Source organism: Citrobacter sp. Cpo037 (genome assembly GCF_030332945.1).
GTDB lineage: Bacteria > Pseudomonadota > Gammaproteobacteria > Enterobacterales > Enterobacteriaceae > Citrobacter > Citrobacter portucalensis.
In genome coordinates this window covers 113,041-136,735 of record NZ_JAOWGW010000062.1, presented here as the reverse complement: position 1 = coordinate 136,735, position 23,695 = coordinate 113,041, and the positions used below count along the sequence as shown (strand labels likewise).

At 53.3% G+C, this 23,695-nt stretch carries 23 protein-coding genes; 8 read left to right on the top strand and 15 right to left on the bottom strand.

The genetic code is table 11. The features are described 5' to 3' along the window. The first annotated feature begins 107 nt into the window (after positions 1 to 107). Positions 108 to 3,221: a multidrug efflux RND transporter permease AcrD gene (gene acrD / locus OGX94_RS12425; RefSeq protein WP_286569339.1), complete on the top strand. Its 3,114-nt coding sequence runs from the start codon at positions 108 to 110 to the stop codon at positions 3,219 to 3,221. A gap of 75 nt (positions 3,222 to 3,296) precedes the next feature. Here acrD and ypfM read toward each other — a convergent pair whose 3' ends face one another. Further along, positions 3,297 to 3,356: a protein YpfM gene (gene ypfM, locus OGX94_RS12420; protein WP_001386977.1), complete on the bottom strand. Its 60-nt coding sequence runs from the start codon at positions 3,354 to 3,356 to the stop codon at positions 3,297 to 3,299. A 389-nt stretch (positions 3,357 to 3,745) separates the two neighbouring features. Here ypfM and OGX94_RS12415 point away from each other — a divergent pair, with 389 nt between their 5' ends. From OGX94_RS12415 to OGX94_RS12405, 3 genes are read left to right on the top strand one after another with little or no spacing between them, the layout of a single operon-like run. Beyond that, on the top strand, positions 3,746 to 4,102 hold the full coding sequence (locus OGX94_RS12415) for an ArsC family reductase (protein ID WP_003835078.1): 357 nt from the start codon (positions 3,746 to 3,748) through the stop codon (positions 4,100 to 4,102). A 3-nt stretch (positions 4,103 to 4,105) separates the two neighbouring features. After that, positions 4,106 to 5,233: a succinyl-diaminopimelate desuccinylase gene (gene dapE / locus OGX94_RS12410; protein WP_003037976.1), complete on the top strand. Its 1,128-nt coding sequence runs from the start codon at positions 4,106 to 4,108 to the stop codon at positions 5,231 to 5,233. Between the two features lie 27 nt (positions 5,234 to 5,260). Continuing rightward, positions 5,261 to 5,461 carry a YpfN family protein gene (locus OGX94_RS12405; RefSeq protein ID WP_003835080.1) on the top strand — a complete coding sequence of 67 codons (201 nt, stop codon included), beginning with the start codon at positions 5,261 to 5,263 and terminating at the stop codon, positions 5,459 to 5,461. A 103-nt stretch (positions 5,462 to 5,564) separates the two neighbouring features. Here OGX94_RS12405 and ypfH read toward each other — a convergent pair whose 3' ends face one another. The 6 genes from ypfH to dapA all read right to left on the bottom strand — a co-directional run bounded on the left by ypfH (position 5,565) and on the right by dapA (position 12,117). Next, positions 5,565 to 6,263, bottom strand: a complete 699-nt coding sequence (gene ypfH, locus OGX94_RS12400; protein ID WP_003835082.1) for an esterase — start codon at positions 6,261 to 6,263, stop codon at positions 5,565 to 5,567. A 73-nt stretch (positions 6,264 to 6,336) separates the two neighbouring features. Next, positions 6,337 to 8,352 (bottom strand): tRNA(Met) cytidine acetyltransferase TmcA, encoded by a 2,016-nt coding sequence (locus OGX94_RS12395; RefSeq protein WP_257661766.1) that lies wholly within the window; start codon positions 8,350 to 8,352, stop codon positions 6,337 to 6,339. Between the two features lie 15 nt (positions 8,353 to 8,367). Beyond that, positions 8,368 to 9,234: a KPN_02809 family neutral zinc metallopeptidase gene (ypfJ, locus tag OGX94_RS12390; RefSeq protein WP_003037967.1), complete on the bottom strand. Its 867-nt coding sequence runs from the start codon at positions 9,232 to 9,234 to the stop codon at positions 8,368 to 8,370. A 128-nt stretch (positions 9,235 to 9,362) separates the two neighbouring features. Beyond that, the gene (gene purC / locus OGX94_RS12385) at positions 9,363 to 10,076 is read right to left on the bottom strand and encodes a phosphoribosylaminoimidazolesuccinocarboxamide synthase (RefSeq protein WP_286569336.1); all 714 of its coding nucleotides are present in this window, start codon (positions 10,074 to 10,076) and stop codon (positions 9,363 to 9,365) included. A 111-nt stretch (positions 10,077 to 10,187) separates the two neighbouring features. Then, the gene (gene bamC, locus OGX94_RS12380; RefSeq protein WP_003835088.1) at positions 10,188 to 11,222 is read right to left on the bottom strand and encodes an outer membrane protein assembly factor BamC; all 1,035 of its coding nucleotides are present in this window, start codon (positions 11,220 to 11,222) and stop codon (positions 10,188 to 10,190) included. Positions 11,223 to 11,238: 16 nt separating this feature from the next. Next, positions 11,239 to 12,117: a 4-hydroxy-tetrahydrodipicolinate synthase gene (gene dapA / locus OGX94_RS12375; RefSeq protein WP_003037957.1), complete on the bottom strand. Its 879-nt coding sequence runs from the start codon at positions 12,115 to 12,117 to the stop codon at positions 11,239 to 11,241. 145 nt (positions 12,118 to 12,262) lie between these two features. On the opposite strand from dapA, the gene OGX94_RS12370 reads away from it, so the two are divergent. Further along, positions 12,263 to 12,835: a glycine cleavage system transcriptional repressor gene (locus OGX94_RS12370; protein ID WP_003037954.1), complete on the top strand. Its 573-nt coding sequence runs from the start codon at positions 12,263 to 12,265 to the stop codon at positions 12,833 to 12,835. Further along, positions 12,835 to 13,305 carry a thioredoxin-dependent thiol peroxidase gene (gene bcp / locus OGX94_RS12365; RefSeq protein WP_003835095.1) on the top strand — a complete coding sequence of 157 codons (471 nt, stop codon included), beginning with the start codon at positions 12,835 to 12,837 and terminating at the stop codon, positions 13,303 to 13,305. Before OGX94_RS12370 ends, bcp begins: the two co-directional genes overlap by 1 nt. A 105-nt stretch (positions 13,306 to 13,410) precedes the next feature. On the opposite strand, the gene iadA is transcribed toward bcp, so the two are convergent. The 4 genes from iadA to OGX94_RS12345 all read right to left on the bottom strand — a co-directional run bounded on the left by iadA (position 13,411) and on the right by OGX94_RS12345 (position 16,937). Continuing rightward, positions 13,411 to 14,574: a beta-aspartyl-peptidase gene (gene iadA, locus OGX94_RS12360; protein WP_193134302.1), complete on the bottom strand. Its 1,164-nt coding sequence runs from the start codon at positions 14,572 to 14,574 to the stop codon at positions 13,411 to 13,413. An 11-nt stretch (positions 14,575 to 14,585) separates the two neighbouring features. Continuing rightward, positions 14,586 to 15,047, bottom strand: a complete 462-nt coding sequence (locus OGX94_RS12355; protein WP_003835099.1) for a YjiG family protein — start codon at positions 15,045 to 15,047, stop codon at positions 14,586 to 14,588. Between the two features lies 1 nt (position 15,048). Next, positions 15,049 to 15,750: a nucleoside recognition domain-containing protein gene (locus tag OGX94_RS12350; protein ID WP_286569333.1), complete on the bottom strand. Its 702-nt coding sequence runs from the start codon at positions 15,748 to 15,750 to the stop codon at positions 15,049 to 15,051. Positions 15,751 to 15,872: 122 nt separating this feature from the next. Further along, positions 15,873 to 16,937 (bottom strand): AI-2E family transporter, encoded by a 1,065-nt coding sequence (locus tag OGX94_RS12345; protein WP_003037941.1) that lies wholly within the window; start codon positions 16,935 to 16,937, stop codon positions 15,873 to 15,875. A gap of 226 nt (positions 16,938 to 17,163) precedes the next feature. Here OGX94_RS12345 and bepA point away from each other — a divergent pair, with 226 nt between their 5' ends. Beyond that, positions 17,164 to 18,627 carry a beta-barrel assembly-enhancing protease gene (gene bepA / locus OGX94_RS12340; protein WP_286569331.1) on the top strand — a complete coding sequence of 488 codons (1,464 nt, stop codon included), beginning with the start codon at positions 17,164 to 17,166 and terminating at the stop codon, positions 18,625 to 18,627. Between the two features lie 123 nt (positions 18,628 to 18,750). After that, positions 18,751 to 19,110 carry an arsenate reductase (glutaredoxin) gene (gene arsC, locus OGX94_RS12335; protein ID WP_125112684.1) on the top strand — a complete coding sequence of 120 codons (360 nt, stop codon included), beginning with the start codon at positions 18,751 to 18,753 and terminating at the stop codon, positions 19,108 to 19,110. Between the two features lie 35 nt (positions 19,111 to 19,145). Here arsC and OGX94_RS12330 read toward each other — a convergent pair whose 3' ends face one another. The 4 genes from OGX94_RS12330 to OGX94_RS12315 form a co-directional block, all read right to left on the bottom strand. Next, entirely contained in the window at positions 19,146 to 19,847 is a 702-nt protein-coding gene (locus OGX94_RS12330; protein WP_257661984.1) for a DnaA inactivator Hda, read from the bottom strand. Between the two features lie 95 nt (positions 19,848 to 19,942). Continuing rightward, positions 19,943 to 21,232 (bottom strand): uracil permease, encoded by a 1,290-nt coding sequence (gene uraA, locus OGX94_RS12325; protein ID WP_003835107.1) that lies wholly within the window; start codon positions 21,230 to 21,232, stop codon positions 19,943 to 19,945. Positions 21,233 to 21,328: 96 nt separating this feature from the next. Next, complete coding sequence (gene upp / locus OGX94_RS12320; protein ID WP_003835110.1) at positions 21,329 to 21,955, bottom strand: uracil phosphoribosyltransferase; 627 nt, start codon at positions 21,953 to 21,955, stop codon at positions 21,329 to 21,331. 183 nt (positions 21,956 to 22,138) lie between these two features. Then, positions 22,139 to 23,569: a 6-phospho-beta-glucosidase gene (locus OGX94_RS12315; RefSeq protein WP_257661763.1), complete on the bottom strand. Its 1,431-nt coding sequence runs from the start codon at positions 23,567 to 23,569 to the stop codon at positions 22,139 to 22,141. Positions 23,570 to 23,695: the final 126 nt, after the last annotated feature.

The following is a 23,695-nucleotide window of genomic DNA, read 5'->3' as shown; positions in this document are numbered from 1 at the left end:
TAATTTACATTATCTTCTTTTTTTCTCCACGTTTGACCCGTACCTTGCCGCTAAAGTGAAGCAAGCCATACCCATAACGATACGCAGAAACACGAGGTCCTCTTTTAATGGCGAATTTTTTCATCGATCGCCCCATTTTTGCCTGGGTGTTAGCTATCCTGTTGTGCCTGACAGGAGCCCTGGCTATTTTTTCACTGCCCGTTGAGCAATATCCCGATCTGGCACCGCCAAACGTGCGGGTCACCGCCAACTATCCCGGCGCTTCGGCTCAGACTCTGGAAAACACCGTCACCCAGGTTATCGAGCAGAACATGACCGGTCTCGATAACCTGATGTACATGTCATCGCAGAGCAGCGGGACAGGTCAGGCGACGGTTACGTTGAGCTTTGTTGCCGGAACCGATCCTGACGAGGCCGTCCAGCAGGTGCAAAACCAGCTGCAATCGGCAATGCGTAAACTGCCGCAGGCGGTACAGGATCAGGGGGTCACGGTGCGTAAGACCGGGGACACCAATATTCTGACTATCGCCTTTGTCTCCACCGATGGCTCAATGGATAAGCAGGACATCGCCGACTATGTCGCCAGTAACATTCAGGATCCGCTTAGCCGTATTAACGGCGTGGGAGATATTGACGCTTACGGCTCACAGTACTCCATGCGTATCTGGCTTGACCCGGCCAAACTGAACAGTTTCCAGATGACCGCTAAAGATGTGACCGACGCTATCGAGTCACAGAATGCGCAGATTGCCGTCGGACAACTTGGCGGTACGCCTTCGGTGGACAAGCAGGCGCTGAACGCGACGATCAACGCCCAGTCGCTACTACAGACTCCGGATGAATTCCGCGCCATTACGCTACGCGTCAACCAGGATGGCTCAGAAGTTAAACTGGGCGATGTGGCGACGGTCGAAATGGGTGCTGAAAAGTATGATTACCTCAGCCGCTTTAATGGAAATCCTGCCTCCGGCCTGGGCGTGAAGCTGGCCTCCGGCGCCAATGAAATGGCGACGGCGGAGCTGGTTATCAACCGTCTGAACGAGCTGTCGCAATATTTTCCGCACGGGCTGGAATATAAGGTGGCATATGAAACCACCTCCTTTGTCAAAGCCTCAATCATCGACGTGGTAAAAACCCTGCTGGAAGCGATCGCGCTGGTATTCCTCGTGATGTACCTGTTCCTGCAAAACTTCCGCGCCACGCTGATTCCCACCATCGCCGTTCCCGTCGTCCTGATGGGTACCTTCTCCGTGCTTTACGCCTTTGGCTATAGCGTTAATACCTTGACGATGTTTGCGATGGTGCTGGCGATCGGCCTGCTGGTCGATGACGCCATTGTGGTAGTGGAAAACGTCGAGCGTATTATGAGTGAGGAAGGACTCTCTCCGCGGGAAGCGACACGGAAATCGATGGGGCAAATCCAGGGTGCGCTGGTCGGTATCGCCATGGTGCTGTCAGCGGTGTTTATCCCGATGGCCTTCTTCGGTGGCACTACCGGGGCTATTTACCGTCAGTTCTCGATTACTATCGTCTCCGCTATGGTGCTGTCTGTTCTGGTGGCGATGATCCTGACCCCCGCTCTGTGCGCCACCCTGCTCAAACCGCTGCATAAGGGCGAGCATCACGGACAAACCGGTTTCTTCGGCTGGTTTAACCGGATGTTTAATCGCAACGCCGAGCGCTACGAAAAAGGCGTTGCCAGAATTCTGCACCGCAGTCTGCGCTGGATACTGATCTACGGCCTGCTGCTCGGCGGGATGGTTTTCCTGTTCCTGCGCCTGCCAACCTCCTTCCTGCCGCTGGAAGACCGCGGCATGTTTGCCACCTCGGTACAGTTGCCCAGCGGCTCCACGCAGCAGCAAACATTGAAAGTGGTTGAGGAAGTGGAGAAGTATTACTTCACCCATGAGAAAGACAACATTATGTCAGTCTTTTCCACGGTCGGTTCTGGCCCTGGCGGGAACGGTCAAAACGTGGCGCGTATGTTTGTCCGCTTAAAAGACTGGGATGAGCGCGACACCACTACCGGAACCTCTTTCGCCATCATCGAACGTGCGACCAAAGCCTTTAATAAGATTAAAGAAGCCCGCGTCTTCGCCAGCAGCCCTCCGGCTATCAGCGGCCTCGGAAGCTCTGCCGGTTTCGATATGGAGCTGCAGGATCACGCCGGTGCGGGCCATGATGCGTTAATGGCCGCGCGCGACAAACTCATTGAATTGGCCGGGAAAGACACCTCCCTGACCCGCGTTCGTCATAACGGTCTGGACGACAGCCCGCAGTTGCAAATTGATATCGATCAGCGCAAAGCCCAGGCGCTGGGCGTTTCCATCGACGACATCAACGACACATTGCAAACGGCCTGGGGTTCCAGCTACGTCAATGACTTTATGGACCGGGGCCGTGTGAAGAAGGTTTACGTGCAGGCGGCAGCAAAATATCGCATGCTCCCGGACGACATCAACCTGTGGTACGTACGCAATAACAACGGTGGCATGGTGCCTTTCTCGGCCTTTGCGACTTCACGCTGGGAAACCGGTTCACCACGTCTGGAGCGCTATAACGGCTACTCCGCGGTCGAGATTGTCGGCGAAGCCGCGCCGGGCGTCAGTACCGGTACGGCAATGGACATAATGGAATCGTTGGTGCGCCAGTTGCCGACCGGGTTCGGCCTCGAATGGACGGCGATGTCCTATCAGGAACGGCTGTCGGGTTCTCAGGCCCCCGCCCTGTACGCCATTTCTCTGCTGGTCGTGTTCCTGTGTCTGGCGGCCCTGTATGAAAGCTGGTCGGTACCCTTCTCCGTCATGCTGGTCGTGCCATTGGGGGTTATTGGCGCGCTACTGGCGACCTGGATGCGCGGCCTGGAAAACGACGTTTATTTCCAGGTCGGGTTACTTACCGTTATCGGGCTATCGGCGAAGAACGCAATATTGATTGTTGAATTCGCCAATGAGATGAACGAGAAAGGACACGATCTGCTCGACGCCACGCTCCATGCTTGTCGCCAACGTTTACGCCCAATCCTGATGACCTCACTGGCGTTTATCTTCGGGGTGCTGCCGATGACCATCAGCAGTGGCGCTGGTTCTGGCGGTCAACATGCGGTGGGGACTGGCGTAATGGGCGGGATGATTTCAGCCACAATTCTGGCGATTTACTTCGTTCCCCTGTTCTTTGTGCTGGTGCGCAGACGCTTCCCATTGAAGCCACGCCCAGAATAATCGGGCACAAAAAAGGCGACTTACGTTGAGTCGCCTTTTTTTATCCTTTACAGGATATGAATTTCTTCCAGAAAATTATTTACGAAGCATCACTTCGATAAAGTCTTTCCAGTTCCCCAGTTCACGTTCAATCATAACAACCTCTCTTATTATTATGGGCATTCTACGAAATCATCATCATTAAAAGAAGGCAATTTAACCGATGGTTGCGATTGATTCCTCCAGTGTTTGGGGTTTATGTGATCACTATGCGCTATACCCATAAATTTTATGTGACTTACTGCAATATTTTGAAATATTCATACATCATCTACTACTTTTGCAATTCTGATGGAAAAACAGGCTGATGCAAACAGGCAGATTCTGATTTTTAGTTATACGGTATTTTTTGGAGCTTTCAGGAATCATTATTCACTGTTGTTCAACAATGTTATATTTTTCTATAACGATTGAATGACAATATGTATTATTCATTGCCACAGAATAAAAGAATAAATATTCAAATTACGTCAATAAGGATTCAAATGATCACCCTCTACGGCATTAAGAATTGCGACACGATTAAAAAAGCCAGACGCTGGTTGGAGGCTCAAGGTATTGACTACCGATTTCATGATTATCGCGTCGACGGTCTGGACAACACGCTATTACAGTCCTTTATCAGCGAATTAGGTTGGGAGGCGCTGCTCAATACGCGTGGAACCACCTGGCGTAAACTCGATGAATCCACGCGCAGTCAAATCACCGATGCGGCTTCCGCCGCCGCGTTGATGATTGAAATGCCAGCAATTATCAAACGCCCATTGCTCTGCGCGCCGGGTAAGCCTATGCTGCTTGGTTTCAGTGAATCCAGTTATACTCTGTTTTTTAATGAGGTGTAGTCTATGTCGTGCCCGGTCATTGAGCTGACACAGCAGCTTATTCGCCGTCCTTCCCTGAGCCCGGATGATGCCGGGTGCCAGGCGTTAATGATTGAACGCCTGCGCGCGGTAGGTTTTACCGTTGAGCGAATGGACTTTGGTGACACACAGAATTTTTGGGCATGGCGCGGTAAAGGTGAGACCCTGGCATTTGCCGGTCACACCGACGTAGTGCCTGCCGGCGATGTCGATCGCTGGATCAATCCACCGTTCGAACCGACCATTCGCGATGGCATGTTGTTCGGGCGTGGCGCTGCCGATATGAAGGGTTCACTGGCGGCGATGGTCGTGGCCGCAGAACGTTTTGTCGCCCAGCATCCAAACCATCAGGGTCGTCTGGCCTTTTTGATAACGTCTGACGAAGAAGCCAGCGCCAAAAACGGCACCGTGAAGGTGGTTGAAGCGCTGATGGCGCGTAATGAACGACTGGATTATTGCCTGGTGGGTGAGCCATCCAGCACGGAAATCGTTGGCGACGTGGTGAAAAATGGACGTCGTGGTTCACTGACCTGCAACCTGACCATTCACGGCGTGCAGGGCCACGTAGCCTATCCGCATCTGGCCGATAACCCGGTACACCGCGCGGCCCCCATGCTCAACGAACTGGTGGCGATCGAGTGGGATCAGGGTAACGAATTCTTCCCGGCGACCAGCATGCAGATTGCCAATATCCAGGCTGGAACCGGCAGCAACAACGTTATCCCTGGAGAACTGTTTATCCAGTTCAACTTCCGTTTCAGCACTGAGCTGACCGATGAGATGATTAAAGCACGGGTTCACGCGCTGCTGGAGAAACATCAGCTGCGTTATACCGTCGACTGGTGGCTTTCCGGTCAGCCGTTCCTGACCGAACGCGGTAAACTGGTGGATGCAGTGGTGAACGCCATTGAGCACTATAATGAGATTAAACCGCAGTTACTGACTACAGGCGGGACGTCCGACGGGCGTTTTATTGCCCGCATGGGGGCGCAGGTAGTAGAACTTGGGCCGGTCAACGCCACTATTCATAAAATTAATGAATGTGTTAATGCCGCCGACCTGCAGCTGCTTGCCCGTATGTATCAACGTATCATGGAGCAACTCGTCGCCTGATGAGTGTTCCTGTAAGAGGAAATGAGCATGGACTGGCTGGCAAAATATTGGTGGATTCTGGTGTTGGTGTTTCTGGTAGGCGTGCTGCTGAACGTGATTAAAGATCTCAAGCGCGTCGATCACAAGAAATTTCTTGCCAACAAGCCGGAGCTTCCCCCGCATCGTGACTTTAACGATAAATGGGATGACGACGACGATTGGCCGAATAAGGACCAACCGAAGAAATAATTAATAGGCAGATAAGTCCCGTAGGCCCGGTAAGCGTTAGCGCCACCGGGCATTACGTGCCGGATGGCAACGCTTCGCGTTTTATCCGGCCTACGGTGATCAATCAGATCATGGCAATCACATCATCATCGTGAGGCTTACCGCCGCTCAGCGCTTCATCAAAGTAGTGCTTCGGTACGGTAAAACGCAGATGATCGAGCGCAAACTGCATGCTGCGTTCATCAATGGCGTGCCCCAGATTTTCGACGATATCCAGCGTCACGTCTCCACCAGCGCGCATTAACGCTTCCTGCGCGGCAACGGCATGAGATAACTCAATTACCCGGTCTTCACCACCGTGAATCAAATGCACCGTCGTCGCGGTGGTTGCAGCCTCTGGCAAGGTGGCATAGCGGCCATTGAAGGCGATGACCCGCGATGCCAGCCCCGGCTCAGCTTTGATGCTCTCAAGTGACATAATCGCCCCCTGAGAAAAGCCAATCAGCGCGGTTGCCTGCGGCGAAACGCCGCTGTGCTTCTGCCAGTAACGCACGGTTTCGATAAACACCGGCATTATGGCGTCAACGCGTGCCTGACGACTCTCTTCTGTTACGCCCTGCACCGAAAACCACTGACGTCCGGACGTCGTCCCGTAAGGCTCTGCCCCGCCAATGCTAACGATTAGCGCATCCGGAAACAGCGGCGCAAACCAGGTGCCAATTTCGCCCATAGCAACCGGGTTATCGCCGACGCCATGAAACAGCAGCAGTAGCTGTTGAGCGGGTTTATCGGGACTTTGAACAACAAAATGGTCATGTTTCATGGCGTTCTCCTTAGCTGATGAGAATCATTCTACGCCGCTTAACCGCAATGACCATGCCAGGAAATTGAAGAAGTTAGTGAAAAAATTGCCATTGCATAATGCGATTATGTAGCCGCTGTTCACGCTCTGCATCCAGCTGATTTAATGCCTGCGCCGCTTCGGCTCGCTGAATGACCAGCAACGCTTTACGACCAGAAATCTTGAACTGTTGGCACAATTCGGCGTCGCTACGTTTAGCCTGGATGCGTCCGCGCAAGGCCGGAAGAGGTAACTCACTGTGCTCAAGCAGACGACTCAGACAGCCTAGCGACGTCAATAATGGCCGATGCGCGAAGGCAAACCCGGCCAGCTCAGCCCAGTCATCCTCATTAAGCGTAGCCTCTTTCAGAGGGACCAGCGGAATGTTCACACCGTTCCATCGCGCAAGGATTTCCGCATCACGACGCAAATGCTGGTGCTCCCGTTCAGCAAGGCGTTTCCCCGCTTCGCTAATGGGAAGTAACGCCATGGCGGTATAACAGCCGCTGCTGGCTTCCCGATGATTTCCCATTCGCACCAGCACAAAACCGCAGCGCTGCCAGAAACGCCATAGTTCAGCCGTATACCCAAAACTGACCGACAGATAGTCACACGATGTGGAATAGCGGTGGGCCAGCATAATCAGCTGTTGCCCAATACTTTCTCTTTGGCGCGCAGGATGAACCGCAATTCGACTGACCCGTCTCCCGACGAGCGTCGCCGCCAACGGGTCACCACCGTGCGCCGCCAGCGACTGCGCAACCAGATTGCCCCTTGGTCGGCGATATCCGGCCCAGACGGCCTGGCTTAATTCTGCGGATAGTCCCCCTTCATCGACCAACCAGACGGCTCCCGCCACTGAGTCAGCGGTTGATGCCTGAAGAAAATGCTGTCCAGGCGCGTCCATCATTCGTCGCAGGTCCAATGGCGAGGTGCGATAATGCGCTCCGGAAAGCAGTTGGTATACCGCTAACGGCAGCGCCGGGTTAGCATGCCAGGACTGTTGCTCAAATGCCGAGAAGTGAAGCTCCCCCAATGGGGCATGCGTGAACGTTTCATCATCAAACACCAGCGCATCGCTGACGATTTGCTCCAGCGGACATCCCTGCGCCCAGCGTACCGGTTGCTGCAATTCATAGCGTTGAAGATTGGGGAAGCGGGCACAGAATTTCAGCAAGAAGCCTCTCCCCGTTCCCTCGTAGCCTTGTACTGTAGTGGTTAACAGCGTACGAGGAAAACGCGCCACCAGTTGATGCAGCAGCGGCGCGGGGATCGCGGCGGCTTCATCCACAATTAGCCAGTCTGCGATTGCAGAACTGCTTAACAGCGCATCCGGGGCCATAAAACGGTAACGCTCCCCGGCAAATTGCGCCAGCACATCGGTTGCCGCTTTGGCAGGCGCTGTCACAATCGCAGTGCCGTTAATCCGCGCTATGAGTTGCCCTGCCAGAGCGGATTTACCCCGACCCCGTGCCGCCGTCACCGCAACCACACCGGGAGGCATAGCCAGCAAATGATTTAATATCATCGCCTGTTCTGGCTGGGGTTCGCCGGTTGCCGCGTGCCAGGCTGCGCGAGCAGGAAAGTGCGGACAGGAAACCGGCTGATGCTGTTGCCAGTGCAGAGCCTGTCTATCGCGGGAAATCACCCGTTTGACGTGTTCAATAAAGTGCGGTGTAGGGATAGGTTCAGCACAATCGCTCCAGCGTAGTGAATCCGCGTCCGGATGCGTGTGCCAGGAATGCCAGGGTGGGGTCAGCAATACCAGCCAACTGCCAGAAAGCAGTGTGCCGCTTAAGGCGGCAAACGCCGCAGCGTCAAAACCTTGCCTGGCGTCAAAAACCGCATGACGAAACTCGCGCCCTAATAATGTTTTTAGCGCCTGCGGCGTACAGCACGGCTCGGTAGGGGCTTGCTCCCCTACCCACAGCCAGTCGCCGAGTAACATGCTGCGTAGCGCTAATGCCTGTTCCTGACACCAGTTATCCTCGCCGCTGATAATCAGCAGACGACGGATCCCTTCGAGGGTCATTTGTTCGGTTAACGTGCTCAGCGCCGTGTTATCGGACATCCCTGCCTCAGTATCTTAAATACCTTTACCAAAGGTATTACATTGCCCCGGATCGCCGCTATCAAAACCGCGTTTGAACCAGGTAAAACGCTGTTCAGAGGTTCCGTGAGTAAAGCTGTCCGGCACGACGCGTCCTTGTCCCTGCTGTTGCAGACGATCGTCACCAATGGCCTGTGCGGCGTTCAGTGCCTCTTCCAGGTCACCAGACTCCAGTACGCCCTGCTGCTGCATGCTGTGGCCCCAGACACCGGCAAAGCAGTCTGCCTGCAGTTCCATTCGAACGGAAAGACGGTTCACTTCTGCCTGTGAGGCATTCTGCTGCATCTGACGAACTTTAGGTTCAATGCCCAGCAGTTTCTGCACGTGGTGACCCACTTCATGGGCGATAACATAGCCCTGAGCAAAATCACCATCAGCGCCCAGCTTGTTTTTCATGTCGTCATAGAATGAAAGGTCGATGTAAACCGTACCATCTGCCGGGCAATAAAATGGCCCCATCACGGACTGACCCGCGCCGCAGCCGGTACGCGTCGCGCCCCGGTACATCACCAGCTTCGGCTGTTGGTAGGTGCGGCCCATTTTTTCAAACTGCTGTCCCCAGGTATCTTCTGTGGTAGCCAGAATCACCGAGGTAAATTTTGCCGCTTCATCATCGTTTGGGCTGATGGAGCGTGATGATTGCTGTTGGGAGACCGGCTGGCCAGTCATTAGCCCGGTGAGATCCACGCCATAATAACCCGCCACCAGCACCACAATCAGCAGAATGATGCCGCCTTTACCACTGGGCAGACGAAAACCAGGCCCACCCATAGAGGGGCCGCCGCCAGAGCTGTTTCGTCTGTCTTCCACGTTGTCACTTTCACGACGCCCTTGCCAGCGCATAATCACCTCAACTTTTTATTCATTATGATGATGATCGTAGGCGGTTCGGAACAGGATTACCATAAGAAATAGTAATCAAATCAGGTGGGGTTAATGAGCCGGAGAGCGATCGCCGGCTCAGGGGATGATTAGTCTAACTTCACACCCAGGCGATGCGCGACGGCTTCATAGGCTTCGATCAGGCCGCCCAGACTCTGGCGGAAGCGATCTTTGTCCATTTTATCCAGCGTTTCTTTGTCCCACAGGCGGCTACCGTCCGGTGAGAATTCATCACCCAGGACCACTTCACCTTTATACAAACCAAACTCAAGTTTGAAGTCGACCAGAATCAGACCAGCATCATCAAATATCTTTTTCAGCACGTCGTTAGCTTTGTAGGTCAGCTCTTTCATACGTGCCAGATTCTCTTTGCTCACCCAACCAAAAGTTTCGCAATAGGAATCGTTAATCATTGGATCGTGCATAGCATCGTTTTTCAGGAACAGATCAAACAGCGGCGGATTCAGTTCAATACCTTCCTCAACGCCTAAACGCTTAACCAGAGAGCCTGCCGCGCGGTTACGTACCACACATTCAACCGGTACCATCTCCAGTTTTTTCACCAGACATTCGGTATCAGAAAGCAGTCGCTCCATCTGGGTAGGAATACCCGCTTCTTGCAGTTTAGTCATAATGAAATGGTTGAATTTGTTGTTCACCATGCCTTTACGGTCAAACTGTTCAATGCGCGCGCCATCCCCTGCTGACGTATCATTGCGGAATTCGAGCACCAACAGGTCCGGGTTTTCCGTGCTGTATACGGTCTTCGCTTTACCACGATACAACTCAGCTTGCTTTTGCATCTTTATTACTCCTGGGTGTGAATTAACGATAAATATTGCGTTTTTCTGCCGACGCACACGTTTGCGTATCATATCAGAAAAAAAGGGCTGGAGTTATCCAGCCCTTTATTTTTACTTACTGAACGCTGCCTGGAAGACGGCGACCAGCGCGTCGTTCTGGCTTTGCGTCAGGGTATGCCCCTTCGGATCGATAAACTGCAAGCTACTGCGGTTGTCTAAATCACCGACCTGCAGTTTATAGTCGCCGGATACCAGACCCGGGTCGCTTGCACCCAACTCCTGCCAGTTGCTATCGGACAGTGGTTTGTAGGTCACCGCGATGCTGCCCTGAGAACGGGTGCTGTCGGTTACCTTCATCCCCACTTTCTCAAGCGCTGCCGGCAGACGCTGCCACACCACGTTGAACGGCCCGCGTACCACCAGCATTGGTAAACCGGTGTCATCGGCGGCGCTCTGAACATCCATGGTGGCTGCAGAGCGGTTCTGCGCGGCATTCGCGGCGTCTGTGGCGTTCTTATCCAGACCAGCAGAGATAACGTTCATCATTTCAGCGCTGTAGCGCTGCATTGATGCCGCATCGGCTACGGGTTTACCCGCTTGCTCGAGGTTAACCAGTTTCACCGTTACCGCTTGCTGATAGCCCTGCGGTTTAACCGAGATTTGATAACGTCCACGGTACTGCTCGTCTTCATCCAGACGGTTCCAGTCAACCCAGTCGGTGGTCAACGTCTGGCTGGCATCATCACGTTTGGTGATCGTGTAGTTTTTAGACTGAATGACGCTAACGACCTGCGGCCACAGTGTGTTGCCACGACCGTTTTCCACCAGTAATGTCGACGTATCACCCGCGATCTGTGTGCGAGCACCGGTGACTAATGCTAACGGCTGAGCCGGTGGACGAATATCCAGCGCTTTACCCACGGCACCACTGCCGTTGGTTACCGGGATATTATAGTCGCCCGACATAACCGGCAAAATCATCCCAGCTGGAGCATGAAGCTCAGCAAGCGGTGCGGCCTCCAGATAGGATTCATCACCGCTCACCTGGCGCTTATAGCGCGAGTCAGAGCTACAGGCCGCGAGCAACATAACAAGCGAAACACCCGCAACCTTGGCCAGGCGCGACTTTTGTACTGAGTAAGCCATCAAATCTCCCTAAACTTTACAGCAAACCGGCATGCTTAAGCGCCGCTTTGACGATTTCACGAGCATTGTCCGTGATTGGCGTCATCGGCAGACGTAGCGTATCGGTCGCCACAAGTCCCAACTCCTTACACGCCCATTTCACGGGAATAGGGTTGGGTTCGACAAATAGTTTGTTGTGTAACGGCATCAGACGTTGGTTAATCACCCGCGCCTCGGCAAATTGCCCGGCTGCCGCCAGTTTGCACATTTCAGCCATATCACGTGCCGCAACGTTAGACGTTACGGAAATCACGCCATGACCACCGAGCTGCATAAAATCCAGTCCGGTCGCGTCATCACCGCTGAGCAGAATAAAGTCGTCCGAAACCAGCTCTTTGATCTGGTGAACGCGACTTAAGTTCCCCGTGGCCTCTTTAATAGCGATAATATTTTTAACTTTCGCCAGGCGACCAACGGTTTCCGGCAGCATATCGCAGCCAGTACGGGACGGCACATTATACAGAATTTGCGGCAGGTCAGTATGTTCAGCGATGGCTTTGAAATGCTGGAACAAACCTTCCTGGGTCGGGCGGTTGTAGTAAGGCGTCACCGTCAGGCAGCCGACAACACCGCTGTCGTTGAAACGCTGCGTCAGACTAATGGCTTCCGCGGTCGCATTGGCGCCGGTTCCGGCAATCACCGGAATACGCCCGTCAGCCAGTTCCAGCGTCATCATCACCACATCGCCATGTTCATCATGACTCAGGGTGGCGGACTCACCGGTGGTGCCAACAGAAACGATCGCCGAGGTGCCGCTGGCGACATGATAATCAATCAGTTTTTTCAGGCTCGACCGGCAGACTTTACCTTTCTCATCCATCGGCGTAACAAGCGCGACAATACTTCCCGTGAACATGGGCCATCCTCTGTGCAAACAAGTGTCTCAATGGTACGTTTGGTACGACAATAAAAGCAAGCGACCAGAGCCGTTCTGATTGTTGTATGCATGTTTTTTTTATGCTTTCCTTATGATTACCTCACCGCTCAAAGGAAGAACAGGTTTGACATCGTCATCGCAACACTATCTGGTCATTACTGCGCTGGGTGCCGATCGCCCAGGAATTGTGAACACCATCACGCGTCATGTCAGCAGTTGCGGCTGTAATATCGAAGACAGCCGACTGGCCATGCTGGGTGATGAGTTCACGTTTATCATGTTGCTGTCGGGAACCTGGAATGCCATCACCCTGATTGAATCAACCCTGCCATTAAAAGGCGCAGAGCTGGATTTACTCATTGTGATGAAGCGCACGACCGCGCGCCCCCGTCCGGCAATGCCTGCTACGGTATGGGTGCAGGTCGATGTCCCTGATTCTCCCCATTTGATTGAACGCTTCACCGCTCTGTTTGACAGCCACCAAATGAATATTGCGGAACTGGTTTCACGCACGCAACCGGCTGAGAATGGAAAGGCGGCGCAGTTGTTTATTCAAATTACCGCACATAGTCCTGCGTCACATGATTCGGCAAATATTGAAGATGCGTTTAAAGCACTCTGTACAGAACTCAATGCGCAAGGCAGTATTAACGTCGTCAATTACTCACAGCATGATGAACAGGATGGAGTTAAGTAATGAACCCACTGAAAGCCGGTGATATCGCACCGAAATTTAGCTTGCCGGATCAAGACGGAGAACAAGTAAATTTAACCGACTTCCAGGGACAGCGTGTTCTGGTTTATTTTTACCCGAAAGCCATGACACCCGGCTGTACCGTACAGGCCTGCGGCCTGCGCGATAACATGGATGAGTTAAAAAAAGCGGGTGTTGAAGTGCTGGGGATCAGCACTGACAAACCAGAGAAGCTTTCCCGATTCGCGGAGAAAGAAGTCCTGAATTTCACGCTCCTGTCCGATGAAGATCATCAGGTTTGCGAGCAGTTCGGCGTCTGGGGTGAGAAGTCATTTATGGGCAAAACCTACGATGGCATCCACCGCATCAGCTTCCTGATTGATGCCGAAGGGAAAATTGAGCATGTGTTTGATGACTTCAAAACCAGCAACCACCACGACGTGGTAATGAACTGGCTGAAAGAGAACGCCTGACCGTGAAATGCCGGATGGCGGTGTGAACGCCTTATCCGGCCTACAAATGCACGCACGTATGCCGGATAAGACGTTAGCGTCGCCATCCGGCAGATGACCGCCCGGTTACTCAAACGTCCCTTTCACGCACGCTTTCTGCTCTTTCACCACGGCTTTTCCCTTCGCCCACAAGTGATGAACTTCCAGCGCGTCGTTGAGCACCAGAATGTCCGCATCGCATCCCACCGCCAGACGCCCTTTATGCTCCAGTGCCAAAAATTCTGCGACCGTACGCGTCAGCGGACACAGCGCCTGTTCCAGCGGTATGGCATGAATCTTCACCAACTGGCGCACCGTCTCGGCCAGTGATTCAAACCCCGCGACACCGATGCCGGTGAGATTGCCAAGCTCATCAAATTCCGGCTGGCTGCCGTTGCCATCCGAGCTAAGGGTAATGCGCGACAGCGGCACGTTCTGGCGTAGCGCCGTGGCGATAGCCGTGGCCGGGTCGACGGGCTCATCAATGCTGCTGGTAATGTCGATATAACCGCCTTTACGGGCATACTCCAGCGCCGCCTGGAACAACGGTTCCGCACGGTTAACGTGTGTTGGCAACAGTTTAGTAATCGGCACATCGCAACAGTCAAGGATCTGGTACAACGGTTCCAGCAAGCGCGGGCTGTCGCCCATATGGAAAACGCTGATCCCCGGTTTGCGCCCTAACAATCCGCCGACACGCGACTGCGCCGCCATATTTGCCAGCGCCGAGGTATCCGGGGCTGAAGAACGATGGTCCGAAACCGCACATTTCACACCAATAACTTTATCAATCAGCGCCACATCGCGATCGATACTGCCGGTGATCGTCGGGGAAGGCAGAGAATACGCCCCGGTCAGCATCCATGCGCTGATGCCTTCAAACTCCAGCGCGCGGGTTTTTGCCAGCAGCGATTCCGGGTGACGGGTAATGCCATCGGTACCCAGCAAACCCACCACCGACGTGACGCCAGCTTCAACCAGCCGTGACAAGCGCACTTCCGGGGTGCGGGTATGCGGCCCCGCCTCCCCACCACCGCCAATAAGATGGACGTGTTGATCGATAAATCCTGGGCATACAATCGCGCCGTCAAGATTGATACACTCGCAACCGGGAAAGTCTTCAGGAGAAATTGACGGGGCGATGGCAACAATTTTGCTGCCGGAGACCAGTATATCCTGTCGCCCTAAATCTTCCGGCGCATACACGTGTCCCTGCTGGAACAACGTCAAATCAAGAATTGAACAGTTCATAACCTTCCTTGTCAGGCAATAACCTGCATAACCCAAATAGAGAGCAGCGCATTAATGACGCATACCGCAATAATTAGCGGGTAATAACGAGGATGAACCCCCGCGGTCCCCAGACAACGGCCCACATTTTGCACCGGATTTCCCATCAGGTAGATAGCCGGTAACAACACCGTGGCATCATGTCCCGAAAGCGTACCGGCGACAACCAGGCTGGCGCACACGCCGACGCCGCCTCCCATACTCATCACCGCTGCCAGCAGCACAGTGGCAGATTCCCCCGGCAGCCCCCACAGCGCCATTACCGGCTCGCATACCCGCCCGACAACCTCGAGCAGCCCTGTCACCTTCAGCGCCTGAATAATCACAAACGCCATCACCACGTTAGGCAACAGACTGGTTGTTGCAATGGTAAACCCGCGCCGTGCGCCATCGATAAACATATCCATGACGTTTTTACGTACCTGTGTTGTCATCTCACGCCTCCTGCTGCATACGGCGATTTTCCAGCTGCGCGATCCATACACGCAACAGGTTCGCGCCCACAAATTTGAAGACAAGGATCACCGCCAGCGGCGTAATCACCGGAACGGTCACCATCGTAAACAGCGCTGCGCCAGAAGAAAAATAGTTGGTAATGCACGCGCTGCCGCTGGTTTGCCAGCAGGCAAAAATAGCGCGTTCCTGCTCTGTGATAATGCCCTCTTCCTCCATTTCTTTGGTCATCCCGGCCGCGGCATCGGTATTTTGCAAATTCGCAATCAACGCCAGCGAACAAATACCCGGAATGCCCAGTAACGGACGCAGGACCGGCGTCATCAGCTGTTGTGCCGCGCGCAACCCACCCAACCCTTCGGTGACAGAAATAATCCCAAGCGAAAGAATGACGGAAGGTGCCAGCTCAAGCGCGAATAAGAAACCGTCTTTGGCCCCCATCCCCCCTGTGCCACGAAAAGAGACCGCCGTGCCGCCCGCAGCATTAATCTGCCCAAACGCACCGTTGAGGACGGTGAAGTCAAAGACCCGCCACCATTCGGTACTTTTCGCAAACATGCCGGAAAAAAGAATAATCGTAATAAAAAAAGCGAGATAACCGCCCCATCCCACCTTTTGCTGCGTGTGTGCTGTGATCCATTTTGTTCTCCTGTTGGCCTTAATCCTTGTGTGACTAAAAGACATCACGATGGTCAAGTTAAAGACAAACGCGGAGAAAAACGACACCAGAGGAGATTATTCAGAAAGAGTGGATAGAGGTCAGACAAGTTCATATCCGGCGACATGATATCGCCGGATCTTGCAGATTAGGGTTCGTCAACGACCTGACCATCCGGCCAGGCATGCATTACCGCTTTGATTAACGTCGCCAGAGGAATCGCAAAGAATACGCCCCAGAATCCCCACAAACCGCCGAAAATCACCACGGAGAGAATAATGACCAGTGGATGCAGATTGACCGCCTCGGAGAACAGCACGGGAACCAGCAAATTGCCGTCCAGCGCCTGGATTATCAGGTATACGGCAAAACAGCTCCAGAACTCAGTGCCAAGGCCAAACTGGAACAGCGCCACGCCAACCACCGGAATCGTCACCACAAAAGCGCCGATATACGGGATCAGCACAGAGAACCCGACCAGCACCGCCAGCAGCAGCGAATAGTTGAGACCAAACAGCAGGAAGCCGAGCCAGGTCGCTACGCCGACCACCACCATTTCCAGCACCTTTCCGCGGATATAGTTGGTGATTTGCTGATTCATCTCTTTCCATACCTGCCCCGCCAGCCCGCGGTTACGCGGCAGCACCCGGCGCACAGCGTTCAGCATCTGTCCTTTATCTTTGATCAGGAAGAACACCATCAATGGGACAAGAACAAGATAGACCGCCAGGGTCAGCAATCCAACCAGTGAGGCTAACGAATATTTCACCACCGAATCGCCCATGGTGAGCATTCGCGAGCGCATATTTTCCGCCATCGCATCAATGATGCCTGCATCCATCAGCGCCGGGTAACGTCGTGGCAAGGTGGCGGCAAAATCAGACAATTTATTGAGCATGCCGGGCATGTCGCGGATCAGGTAAATTCCCTGCTGCCACGCAACGGGCATCACCACAAAGGCCATCAGTAGTAAAATACCGACAAACACCACCAGCACAATCGATGTCGCCCAACGTCGTGAACAACCAATATGTTCCAGCCGCACTGTCGGCCATTCAAGCAGGTACGCCAGCACAATGGCGACCAGCAGCGGCGCCAAAAGGCCGCTAAAGAAAAACAGGATGCCAAAACCGGCAACAAGAATAATCAGCAGGGCGATGGCTTCGGGGTCGCTAAAGCGGCGACGATACCATTGCATCAACATTTCGAGCATAAAACCCTTCCATGAACCCAATAGCGGGATTGCGATCCCGAATTGTATCGAAATGTCACAAAAAAGACTTCGCTTTTTATGGCTGATTACGCAAAGTGAAAAGACATTTTTCCTGGGTGTTCATCGTCAGGTTTCGCAGTTACACTCCGTAAGCTTGCGGAGTGTGAACGATACTTCACAGCATCGGTCAAATGGCTATCTCAAAAAAGAATACAGGACAGAGGTTATGTTCAGGCAGTTGAAAAAAAACCTGGTTGCTACCCTCATTGCCGCACTGACTATCGGTCAGGTTGCGCCCGCATTTGCTGATACTGCGGACACCCTGCCTGATATGGGAACGTCGGCAGGCAGTACGCTTTCCATAGGACAGGAAATGCAGATGGGCGATTATTACGTACGCCAACTGCGCGGCAGTGCGCCATTAATTAACGATCCATTGCTCACCCAATACATTAATGCGCTGGGGATGCGTCTGGTCTCGCACGCCGACTCGGTAAAAACGCCCTTCACCTTCTTTTTGATTAACAACGATGAAATCAACGCCTTTGCTTTCTTTGGCGGCAACGTTGTCCTGCACTCTGCACTATTTCGCTATTCCGACAACGAAAGCCAGCTGGCATCGGTTATGGCGCACGAAATTTCCCACGTTACGCAGCGTCACCTGGCGCGTGCCATGGAAGATCAGAAACGCAGCGCGCCACTAACGTGGGTTGGTGCGTTAGGTTCAATTTTATTAGCAATGGCCAGCCCGCAGGCGGGTATGGCGGCGCTGACCGGTACGCTGGCGGGTACACGTCAGGGAATGATCAGCTTTACGCAGCAAAACGAACAGGAAGCAGACCGCATCGGTATTCAGGTACTGCAACGCTCGGGATTCGATCCCCAGGCCATGCCAACGTTCCTGGAAAAACTACTCGACCAGGCTCGTTACTCTTCGCGTCCGCCGGAAATTTTGCTGACTCACCCCCTGCCGGAAAGCCGTCTGTCTGATGCCCGTAACCGCGCCAACCAGATGCGCCCGGTGGTCGTCCAGTCGTCAGAATATTTTTATCTGGCTAAGGCACGAACCTTGGGCATGTACAACTCTGGTCGTAACCAGTTAACCGATGACCTGCTGAGTAACTGGTCGAAAGGCAACGTACGTGAGCAACGTGCGGCGCAGTATGGCCGGGCATTGCAGGCGATGGAAGCCAGTAAATATGACGAGGCGCGTAAAGCGCTGCAACCGCTGCTGGCGGCAGATCCTAACAATGCCTGGTATCTCGACCTGGCAACGGATATCGATCTCGGCCAGAAGAAAACCAGTGATGCCATTAACCGCCTGAAAAACGCCCGCGACCTGCGCACTAACCCGGTTCTGCAGCTCAACCTGGCGAATGCCTATTTACAGGGTGGACAAGCCAAAGAGGCGGCGACCATCCTGAATCGCTATACGTTTAACCATAAAGATGACCCTAACGGCTGGGATCTGTTAGCGCAAACGGAAGCCAACCTGAGCAACCGCGATCAGGAGCTGGCGGCGCGCGCGGAGGGGTATGCCCTCGCGGGACGTCTGGATCAGGCTATTTCGATGCTCAGCAGCGCAAGTTCTCAGGTAAAACTGGGTAGCCAGCAGCAGGCCAGATACGATGCCCGTATTGACCAGCTACGCCAGCTGCAAGAACGCTTTAAACCGTATACGAAGATGTAATTATCGAACCTTTGCCGGATGGCGACGCTGTAGCGTCTTATCCGGCCTACGTCAGACGCAATATGTAGGCCGGATAAGGTCTTTTGGCCGCCATCCGGCAGTATTGTTATGCAAGGAGAAGTCATGTCAGACGCGATTAAAATCTACCATAACCCACGTTGCTCCAAGAGCCGTGAAACGCTGGAATTACTGAAGTCCAACGGCGTGGACCCGGAAGTGGTGTTGTATCTGGAAGCGCCGGCTGACGCAGCAACCCTGCGTGAACTGCTGCAGATGCTCGGCATGTCCAGCGCGCGTGAACTGATGCGCCAGAAAGAGGATCTTTATAAATCGCTTAACCTGGCGGACAAAAATCTGAGTGAAGACGCGCTGATTCAGGCAATGGTGGAAAACCCGAAACTGATGGAGCGCCCGATTGTGGTTGCCAAAGGTCAGGCTCGAATTGGACGCCCGCCTGAGCAGGTACTGGAAATCGTCGGTTAACCTGCAACCTGCCGCAGTCTTCCCGGCTGCGGCGCTTACAGCTTCAGAATTTCTTTTACGAACGGAATGGTCAGCTTACGTTGGGCGGTGATCGAAGCAAGATCAAGCTGATCCAGCGTCATAAACAGCGTACGCATTTCCCGATCCAGACGCTTAAGCAGAAAGCGTCCCACATCTTCCGGCAGTTCAAATCCACGAAGTCTGGCGCGTAATTGCAACGCCTGCAGCTTATCTTCATCGGAAAGCGGCTGCAGCTTGTAGATTTGTCCCCAGTCCAGGCGCGAGGCGAGATCCGGCAACCCCAGATTCAGCTGTCTTGGCGGGCGATCGCCGGTGATCAGCAGACGCGTTTTCCCCGATTCCAGGATACGGTTGTAGAGATCAAAGATCGCCATTTCCCACAGCGAATCACCAGCCACACATTCGATGTTATCGATGCATACCAGCGATAAATGCTCCATCCCGTCGAGCACCTCGGGGACGAACCAGGTGCGTTTGTCGAGCGGCACGTAGCCTACCGCATCGCCGCGCGCGGAGAGTTCCGCACAGGCTGCATGCAGCAAATGACTACGGCCAGCGCCTTCACGCGACCAGAGATAAATATACCCGCTATGTTCCTGACGCAGCACGTTTTGCAGTGCAGCCAGTAAAGAGGAGTTATCCCCCGGCCAGAAACTTGCGAAAGTTTCGTCGTCAGGAAGATAAAGTGGCAAAGAGAGCTGTGCCGGTGTGTTCAGAGATACCTCAACCCAGGATTTCATAAAATCGCGTTGAGTTTAACACAGAAATACGTCGCGATAGAACCGGGCAGCGTTGCCGCCCGGTCAGAGATTTACTGTTGCGGACTGTCTGCATCTTTCGCGTCAAGCACGACTTCTTCCGGACGCAGCAGGCTGATAACTTTGAAAATCAGGCTCAGACAGACACCAACGATGGTCGCCAGCGCCATGCCTTTCAGCTCTGCGGCACCGATGTGAACTTTCGCGCCACTTACGCCGATGATCAAAATAACCGAGGTCAGGATCAGGTTCTGCGCCTTGTTATAGTCAACCTTCGACTCGATCAGTACGCGAATACCAGAAGCACCAATCACACCGTACAGCAGCAGCGATACGCCGCCCATAACCGGCAGTGGAATGATTTGGATCGCTGCAGCCAGTTTACCCACGCAGGAGAGCAGAATGGCGAAAATTGCCGCACCGCCGATAACCCAGGTACTGTAAACGCGGGTGATCGCCATTACGCCGATGTTTTCGCCGTACGTGGTGTTCGGCGTAGAGCCGAAGAAACCAGAGATTACCGTAGACAGACCGTTGGCAAACATAGAACGATGCAGGCCAGGATCGCGAATCAAATCTTTTTTCACGATATTTGCCGTTACCACCAGGTGCCCGACGTGTTCAGCGATGACCACCAGCGCTGCTGGCAGGATGGTCAGAATGGCAACCCATTCAAAACGCGGCGTGTAAAACGTCGGCAGCGCGAACCAGTGGGCCTGCGCAATCGGCGTAGTGTCCACAACGCCCATCACGAAGGAGAGCGCATAACCGGCCAGCACCCCGATCAGAATCGGGATAATCGCCATAAAACCGCGGAACAATACGGAACCAAAGACCGTTACCGCCAGCGTTACCATAGAAATGATGATGGTTTTTGAATCCGGTAATTGCCCCTCAGCAGGCAGTAACCCCGCCATACCCGCAGCAACGCCAGCCAGCTCCAGACCGATGACGGCAACGATTGCGCCCATCGCCGCAGGCGGGAACATGACATCCAGCCAGCCGGTTCCTGCCTTCTTAACAATGAAAGAAACCAGGCAGAACAGGACGCCACACATAATGAAACCGCCCAGCGCCACTTCATACCCTAACGGCAGCAGCAGCAGTACCGGGGAAATAAAGGCAAAGCTGGAACCCAGATATGCGGGAATTTTACCCTTACAAATAAAGAGATACAGCAACGTACCAATGCCGTTAAACAGCAGAACGGTAGCTGGGTTGATGTGGAACAGGACTGGCACCAGCACCGTTGCGCCAAACATGGCGAACAGGTGCTGCAAACTAAGCGGGATTGTCTGTAAAAGCGGCGGTCTTTCACTCACCCCGATAGCACGGCGCGTCATAGTGTTTTCCTCTGAGTGTTGTTTGTTATTAGCCATTGGGTTGTTTTATTCAAAAAAAAGCCGACTCTTAAAGTCGGCTTCTTTTCACTTATTCGTTTACTTAGTACCAAAAATCTTATCGCCGGCATCGCCGAGCCCCGGAATAATGTATCCGTGCTCGTTCAGTCCCTGATCGATGGAGGCGGTGTACAGCTCCACATCCGGGTGCGCTTTTTCCAGTGCCGCGATACCTTCCGGTGCCGCAACCAGGACCAGCACTTTAATGCTGGTGCAGCCTGCATTTTTCAGCAGATCGATAGTGGCGATAACAGAGCCGCCGGTTGCCAGCATTGGGTCAACGATCAGCGCCATACGCTCATCGATGTTAGAAACCAGCTTCTGGAAATACGGAACCGGCTCCAGCGTCTCTTCGTTACGGTACATACCAACAACGCTGATACGCGCGCTCGGAACGTTTTCCAGAACGCCTTCCATCATGCCCAGGCCCGCACGCAGGATAGGCACAACGGTGATTTTTTTGCCTTTGATTTGGTCAACTTCAACTGGACCGTTCCAGCCTTCAATGGTCACCTTTTCGGTTTCCAGACCAGCGGTTGCTTCATAAGTCAGCAGGCTGCCAACTTCCGAGGCGAGTTCACGAAAGCGTTTAGTGCTGATGTCGTTTTCACGCATCAGTCCCAGCTTGTGTTTGACGAGTGGGTGTTTGACTTCCACGATCTTCATACTCTTCTCCTTTCCTCAGACGAATGGCAACCACAAAAAAAATCGCCGGATTATACCGCTTTTCCTCTCTGGCGCAACACTGCATACGCTTGATATGGATCAACCAAAGTCATTTGCGTCTGAATGATGAGTATAAAACAAGCCCCGCACTGATGGCGGGACTAGCTGTCAATGCTATGAATTTTAAAGATATTCAGCATTGGTCTGGATAACGTTTTGATACCATGAAAAAGATTTTTTAGGTGAGCGCGTTAATGTCCCGCTACCATCATTATTTTTATCGACATAGATAAACCCGTAGCGTTTTTTCATCTCTCCCGTCCCGGCCGAGACTAAATCAATGCAGCCCCACGGGGTATATCCCATCAGATCCACGCCATCTTCCACCACCGCTTTTTTCATCTCACGTATGTGGGCGGCAAGGTAGTCGATACGATACTGGTCGTTAACTGTACCATCGTCCTCGCGCACGTCGATGGCGCCAAATCCATTCTCCACAATAAATAGTGGCAGCTGATAATGATCCCATAACCAGTTCAGTGAATAACGCAGGCCAACCGGATCAATCTGCCAGCCCCAGTCCGATTTCTGCACGTACGGATTGGAAACCAGGCTTTTCGACTCATCGTAATCCAGTTGCGGGTTGTCCGCCGTAGCCTGGGTTGCGAAAGACATATAATAGCTAAAGCCGATGTAATCAACGCAGCCCTCGGTCAGCGCCTGACGGTCTTCCTCGGTGATATCCAGTTCAAAGCCACGACGGGCAAAGTAGTTGAGAAGATGCTGCGGGTATTTGCCGCGCACATGGACGTCGGTAAACCAGTAACGCCGGTGCATGGCATTCATCGCCATCATCATATCGTCTGGCGCGCAGGTCAGCGGATAGATAGGACACATGGCAATCATGCACCCTATCTGTAATTCCGGGTTAATCTCACGCGCGACCTTTACCGCCAGCGCGCTTGCCACCAGCTCATAGTGCGCCGCCTGGTACATGACCGGCTCGCGGTCTTCGCCGGGCTGGTATTTCAGACCTGAGTTAGTAAAGGGCGCGAAATCTTCGTGATAATTTGCCTGGTTGTTAATCTCATTAAACGTCATCCAGTACTTCACTTTGTGCTGGTAACGAGTGAATACCACCCTGGCAAAACGGACAAAGAAATCGATAAGCTTGCGGTTGCGCCAGCCGCCGTACTCCATCACCAGATGGTAGGGCATCTCAAAATGCGACAGCGTAATCACCGGCTCAATGCCATATTTCAGGCATTCGTCAAACAGGTCATCATAGAACTGTAGGCCAGCCTCATTGGGTTGTTCTTCATCGCCTAAGGGGAAAATACGTGTCCAGGCAATAGAGGTGCGAAAGCATTTAAACCCCATTTCGGCAAACAGCTTTATGTCGTCTTTATAGCGATGATAAAAATCGATGGCCTCGTGGTTAGGGTAATTTTTATCGGCAATCACACCGTCGGTAATTTCACGCGCCACACCATGCGCTCCCGCGGTCATGACATCAGCAACGCTGACGCCTTTTCCGCCCTCCTGCCAGCCACCTTCCAGTTGATGAGCCGCGACAGCACCACCCCACATGAATTCTGCTTTAAATCCTGACATACCCTTCCCCTATCGTGATGACTCTGCGCAAAACGCTGTTGATGAGGTCCGCAACAGAAAACAGAAACCGGTTTCAGTAAGATACTGTGCATTCGGCTAACAGGATTCAAGCACAAGACTGTACCC

What these genes read in the sequence shown, in the direction of transcription:
- uraA (WP_003835107.1), bottom strand. Translation starts at nt 21,232, where the DNA reads ATGACGCGCCGTGCTATCGGGGTGAGTGAAAGACCGCCGCTTTTACAG.
- bamC (WP_003835088.1), bottom strand. Translation starts at nt 11,222, where the DNA reads ATGGCTTACTCAGTACAAAAGTCGCGCCTGGCCAAGGTTGCGGGTGTT.
- OGX94_RS12405 (WP_003835080.1), top strand. Translation starts at nt 5,261, where the DNA reads ATGGACTGGCTGGCAAAATATTGGTGGATTCTGGTGTTGGTGTTTCTG.
- OGX94_RS12345 (WP_003037941.1), bottom strand. Translation starts at nt 16,937, where the DNA reads ATGCTCGAAATGTTGATGCAATGGTATCGTCGCCGCTTTAGCGACCCC.
- OGX94_RS12395 (WP_257661766.1), bottom strand. Translation starts at nt 8,352, where the DNA reads ATGTCCGATAACACGGCGCTGAGCACGTTAACCGAACAAATGACCCTC.
- dapA (WP_003037957.1), bottom strand. Translation starts at nt 12,117, where the DNA reads ATGTTCACGGGAAGTATTGTCGCGCTTGTTACGCCGATGGATGAGAAA.
- arsC (WP_125112684.1), top strand. Translation starts at nt 18,751, where the DNA reads ATGTCAGACGCGATTAAAATCTACCATAACCCACGTTGCTCCAAGAGC.
- OGX94_RS12350 (WP_286569333.1), bottom strand. Translation starts at nt 15,750, where the DNA reads ATGTCTTTTAGTCACACAAGGATTAAGGCCAACAGGAGAACAAAATGG.
- iadA (WP_193134302.1), bottom strand. Translation starts at nt 14,574, where the DNA reads ATGAACTGTTCAATTCTTGATTTGACGTTGTTCCAGCAGGGACACGTG.
- ypfJ (WP_003037967.1), bottom strand. Translation starts at nt 9,234, where the DNA reads ATGCGCTGGCAAGGGCGTCGTGAAAGTGACAACGTGGAAGACAGACGA.
- OGX94_RS12315 (WP_257661763.1), bottom strand. Translation starts at nt 23,569, where the DNA reads ATGTCAGGATTTAAAGCAGAATTCATGTGGGGTGGTGCTGTCGCGGCT.
- purC (WP_286569336.1), bottom strand. Translation starts at nt 10,076, where the DNA reads ATGCAAAAGCAAGCTGAGTTGTATCGTGGTAAAGCGAAGACCGTATAC.
- OGX94_RS12415 (WP_003835078.1), top strand. Translation starts at nt 3,746, where the DNA reads ATGATCACCCTCTACGGCATTAAGAATTGCGACACGATTAAAAAAGCC.
- ypfH (WP_003835082.1), bottom strand. Translation starts at nt 6,263, where the DNA reads ATGAAACATGACCATTTTGTTGTTCAAAGTCCCGATAAACCCGCTCAA.
- upp (WP_003835110.1), bottom strand. Translation starts at nt 21,955, where the DNA reads ATGAAGATCGTGGAAGTCAAACACCCACTCGTCAAACACAAGCTGGGA.
- OGX94_RS12355 (WP_003835099.1), bottom strand. Translation starts at nt 15,047, where the DNA reads ATGACAACACAGGTACGTAAAAACGTCATGGATATGTTTATCGATGGC.
- bcp (WP_003835095.1), top strand. Translation starts at nt 12,835, where the DNA reads ATGAACCCACTGAAAGCCGGTGATATCGCACCGAAATTTAGCTTGCCG.
- acrD (WP_286569339.1), top strand. Translation starts at nt 108, where the DNA reads ATGGCGAATTTTTTCATCGATCGCCCCATTTTTGCCTGGGTGTTAGCT.
- dapE (WP_003037976.1), top strand. Translation starts at nt 4,106, where the DNA reads ATGTCGTGCCCGGTCATTGAGCTGACACAGCAGCTTATTCGCCGTCCT.
- bepA (WP_286569331.1), top strand. Translation starts at nt 17,164, where the DNA reads ATGTTCAGGCAGTTGAAAAAAAACCTGGTTGCTACCCTCATTGCCGCA.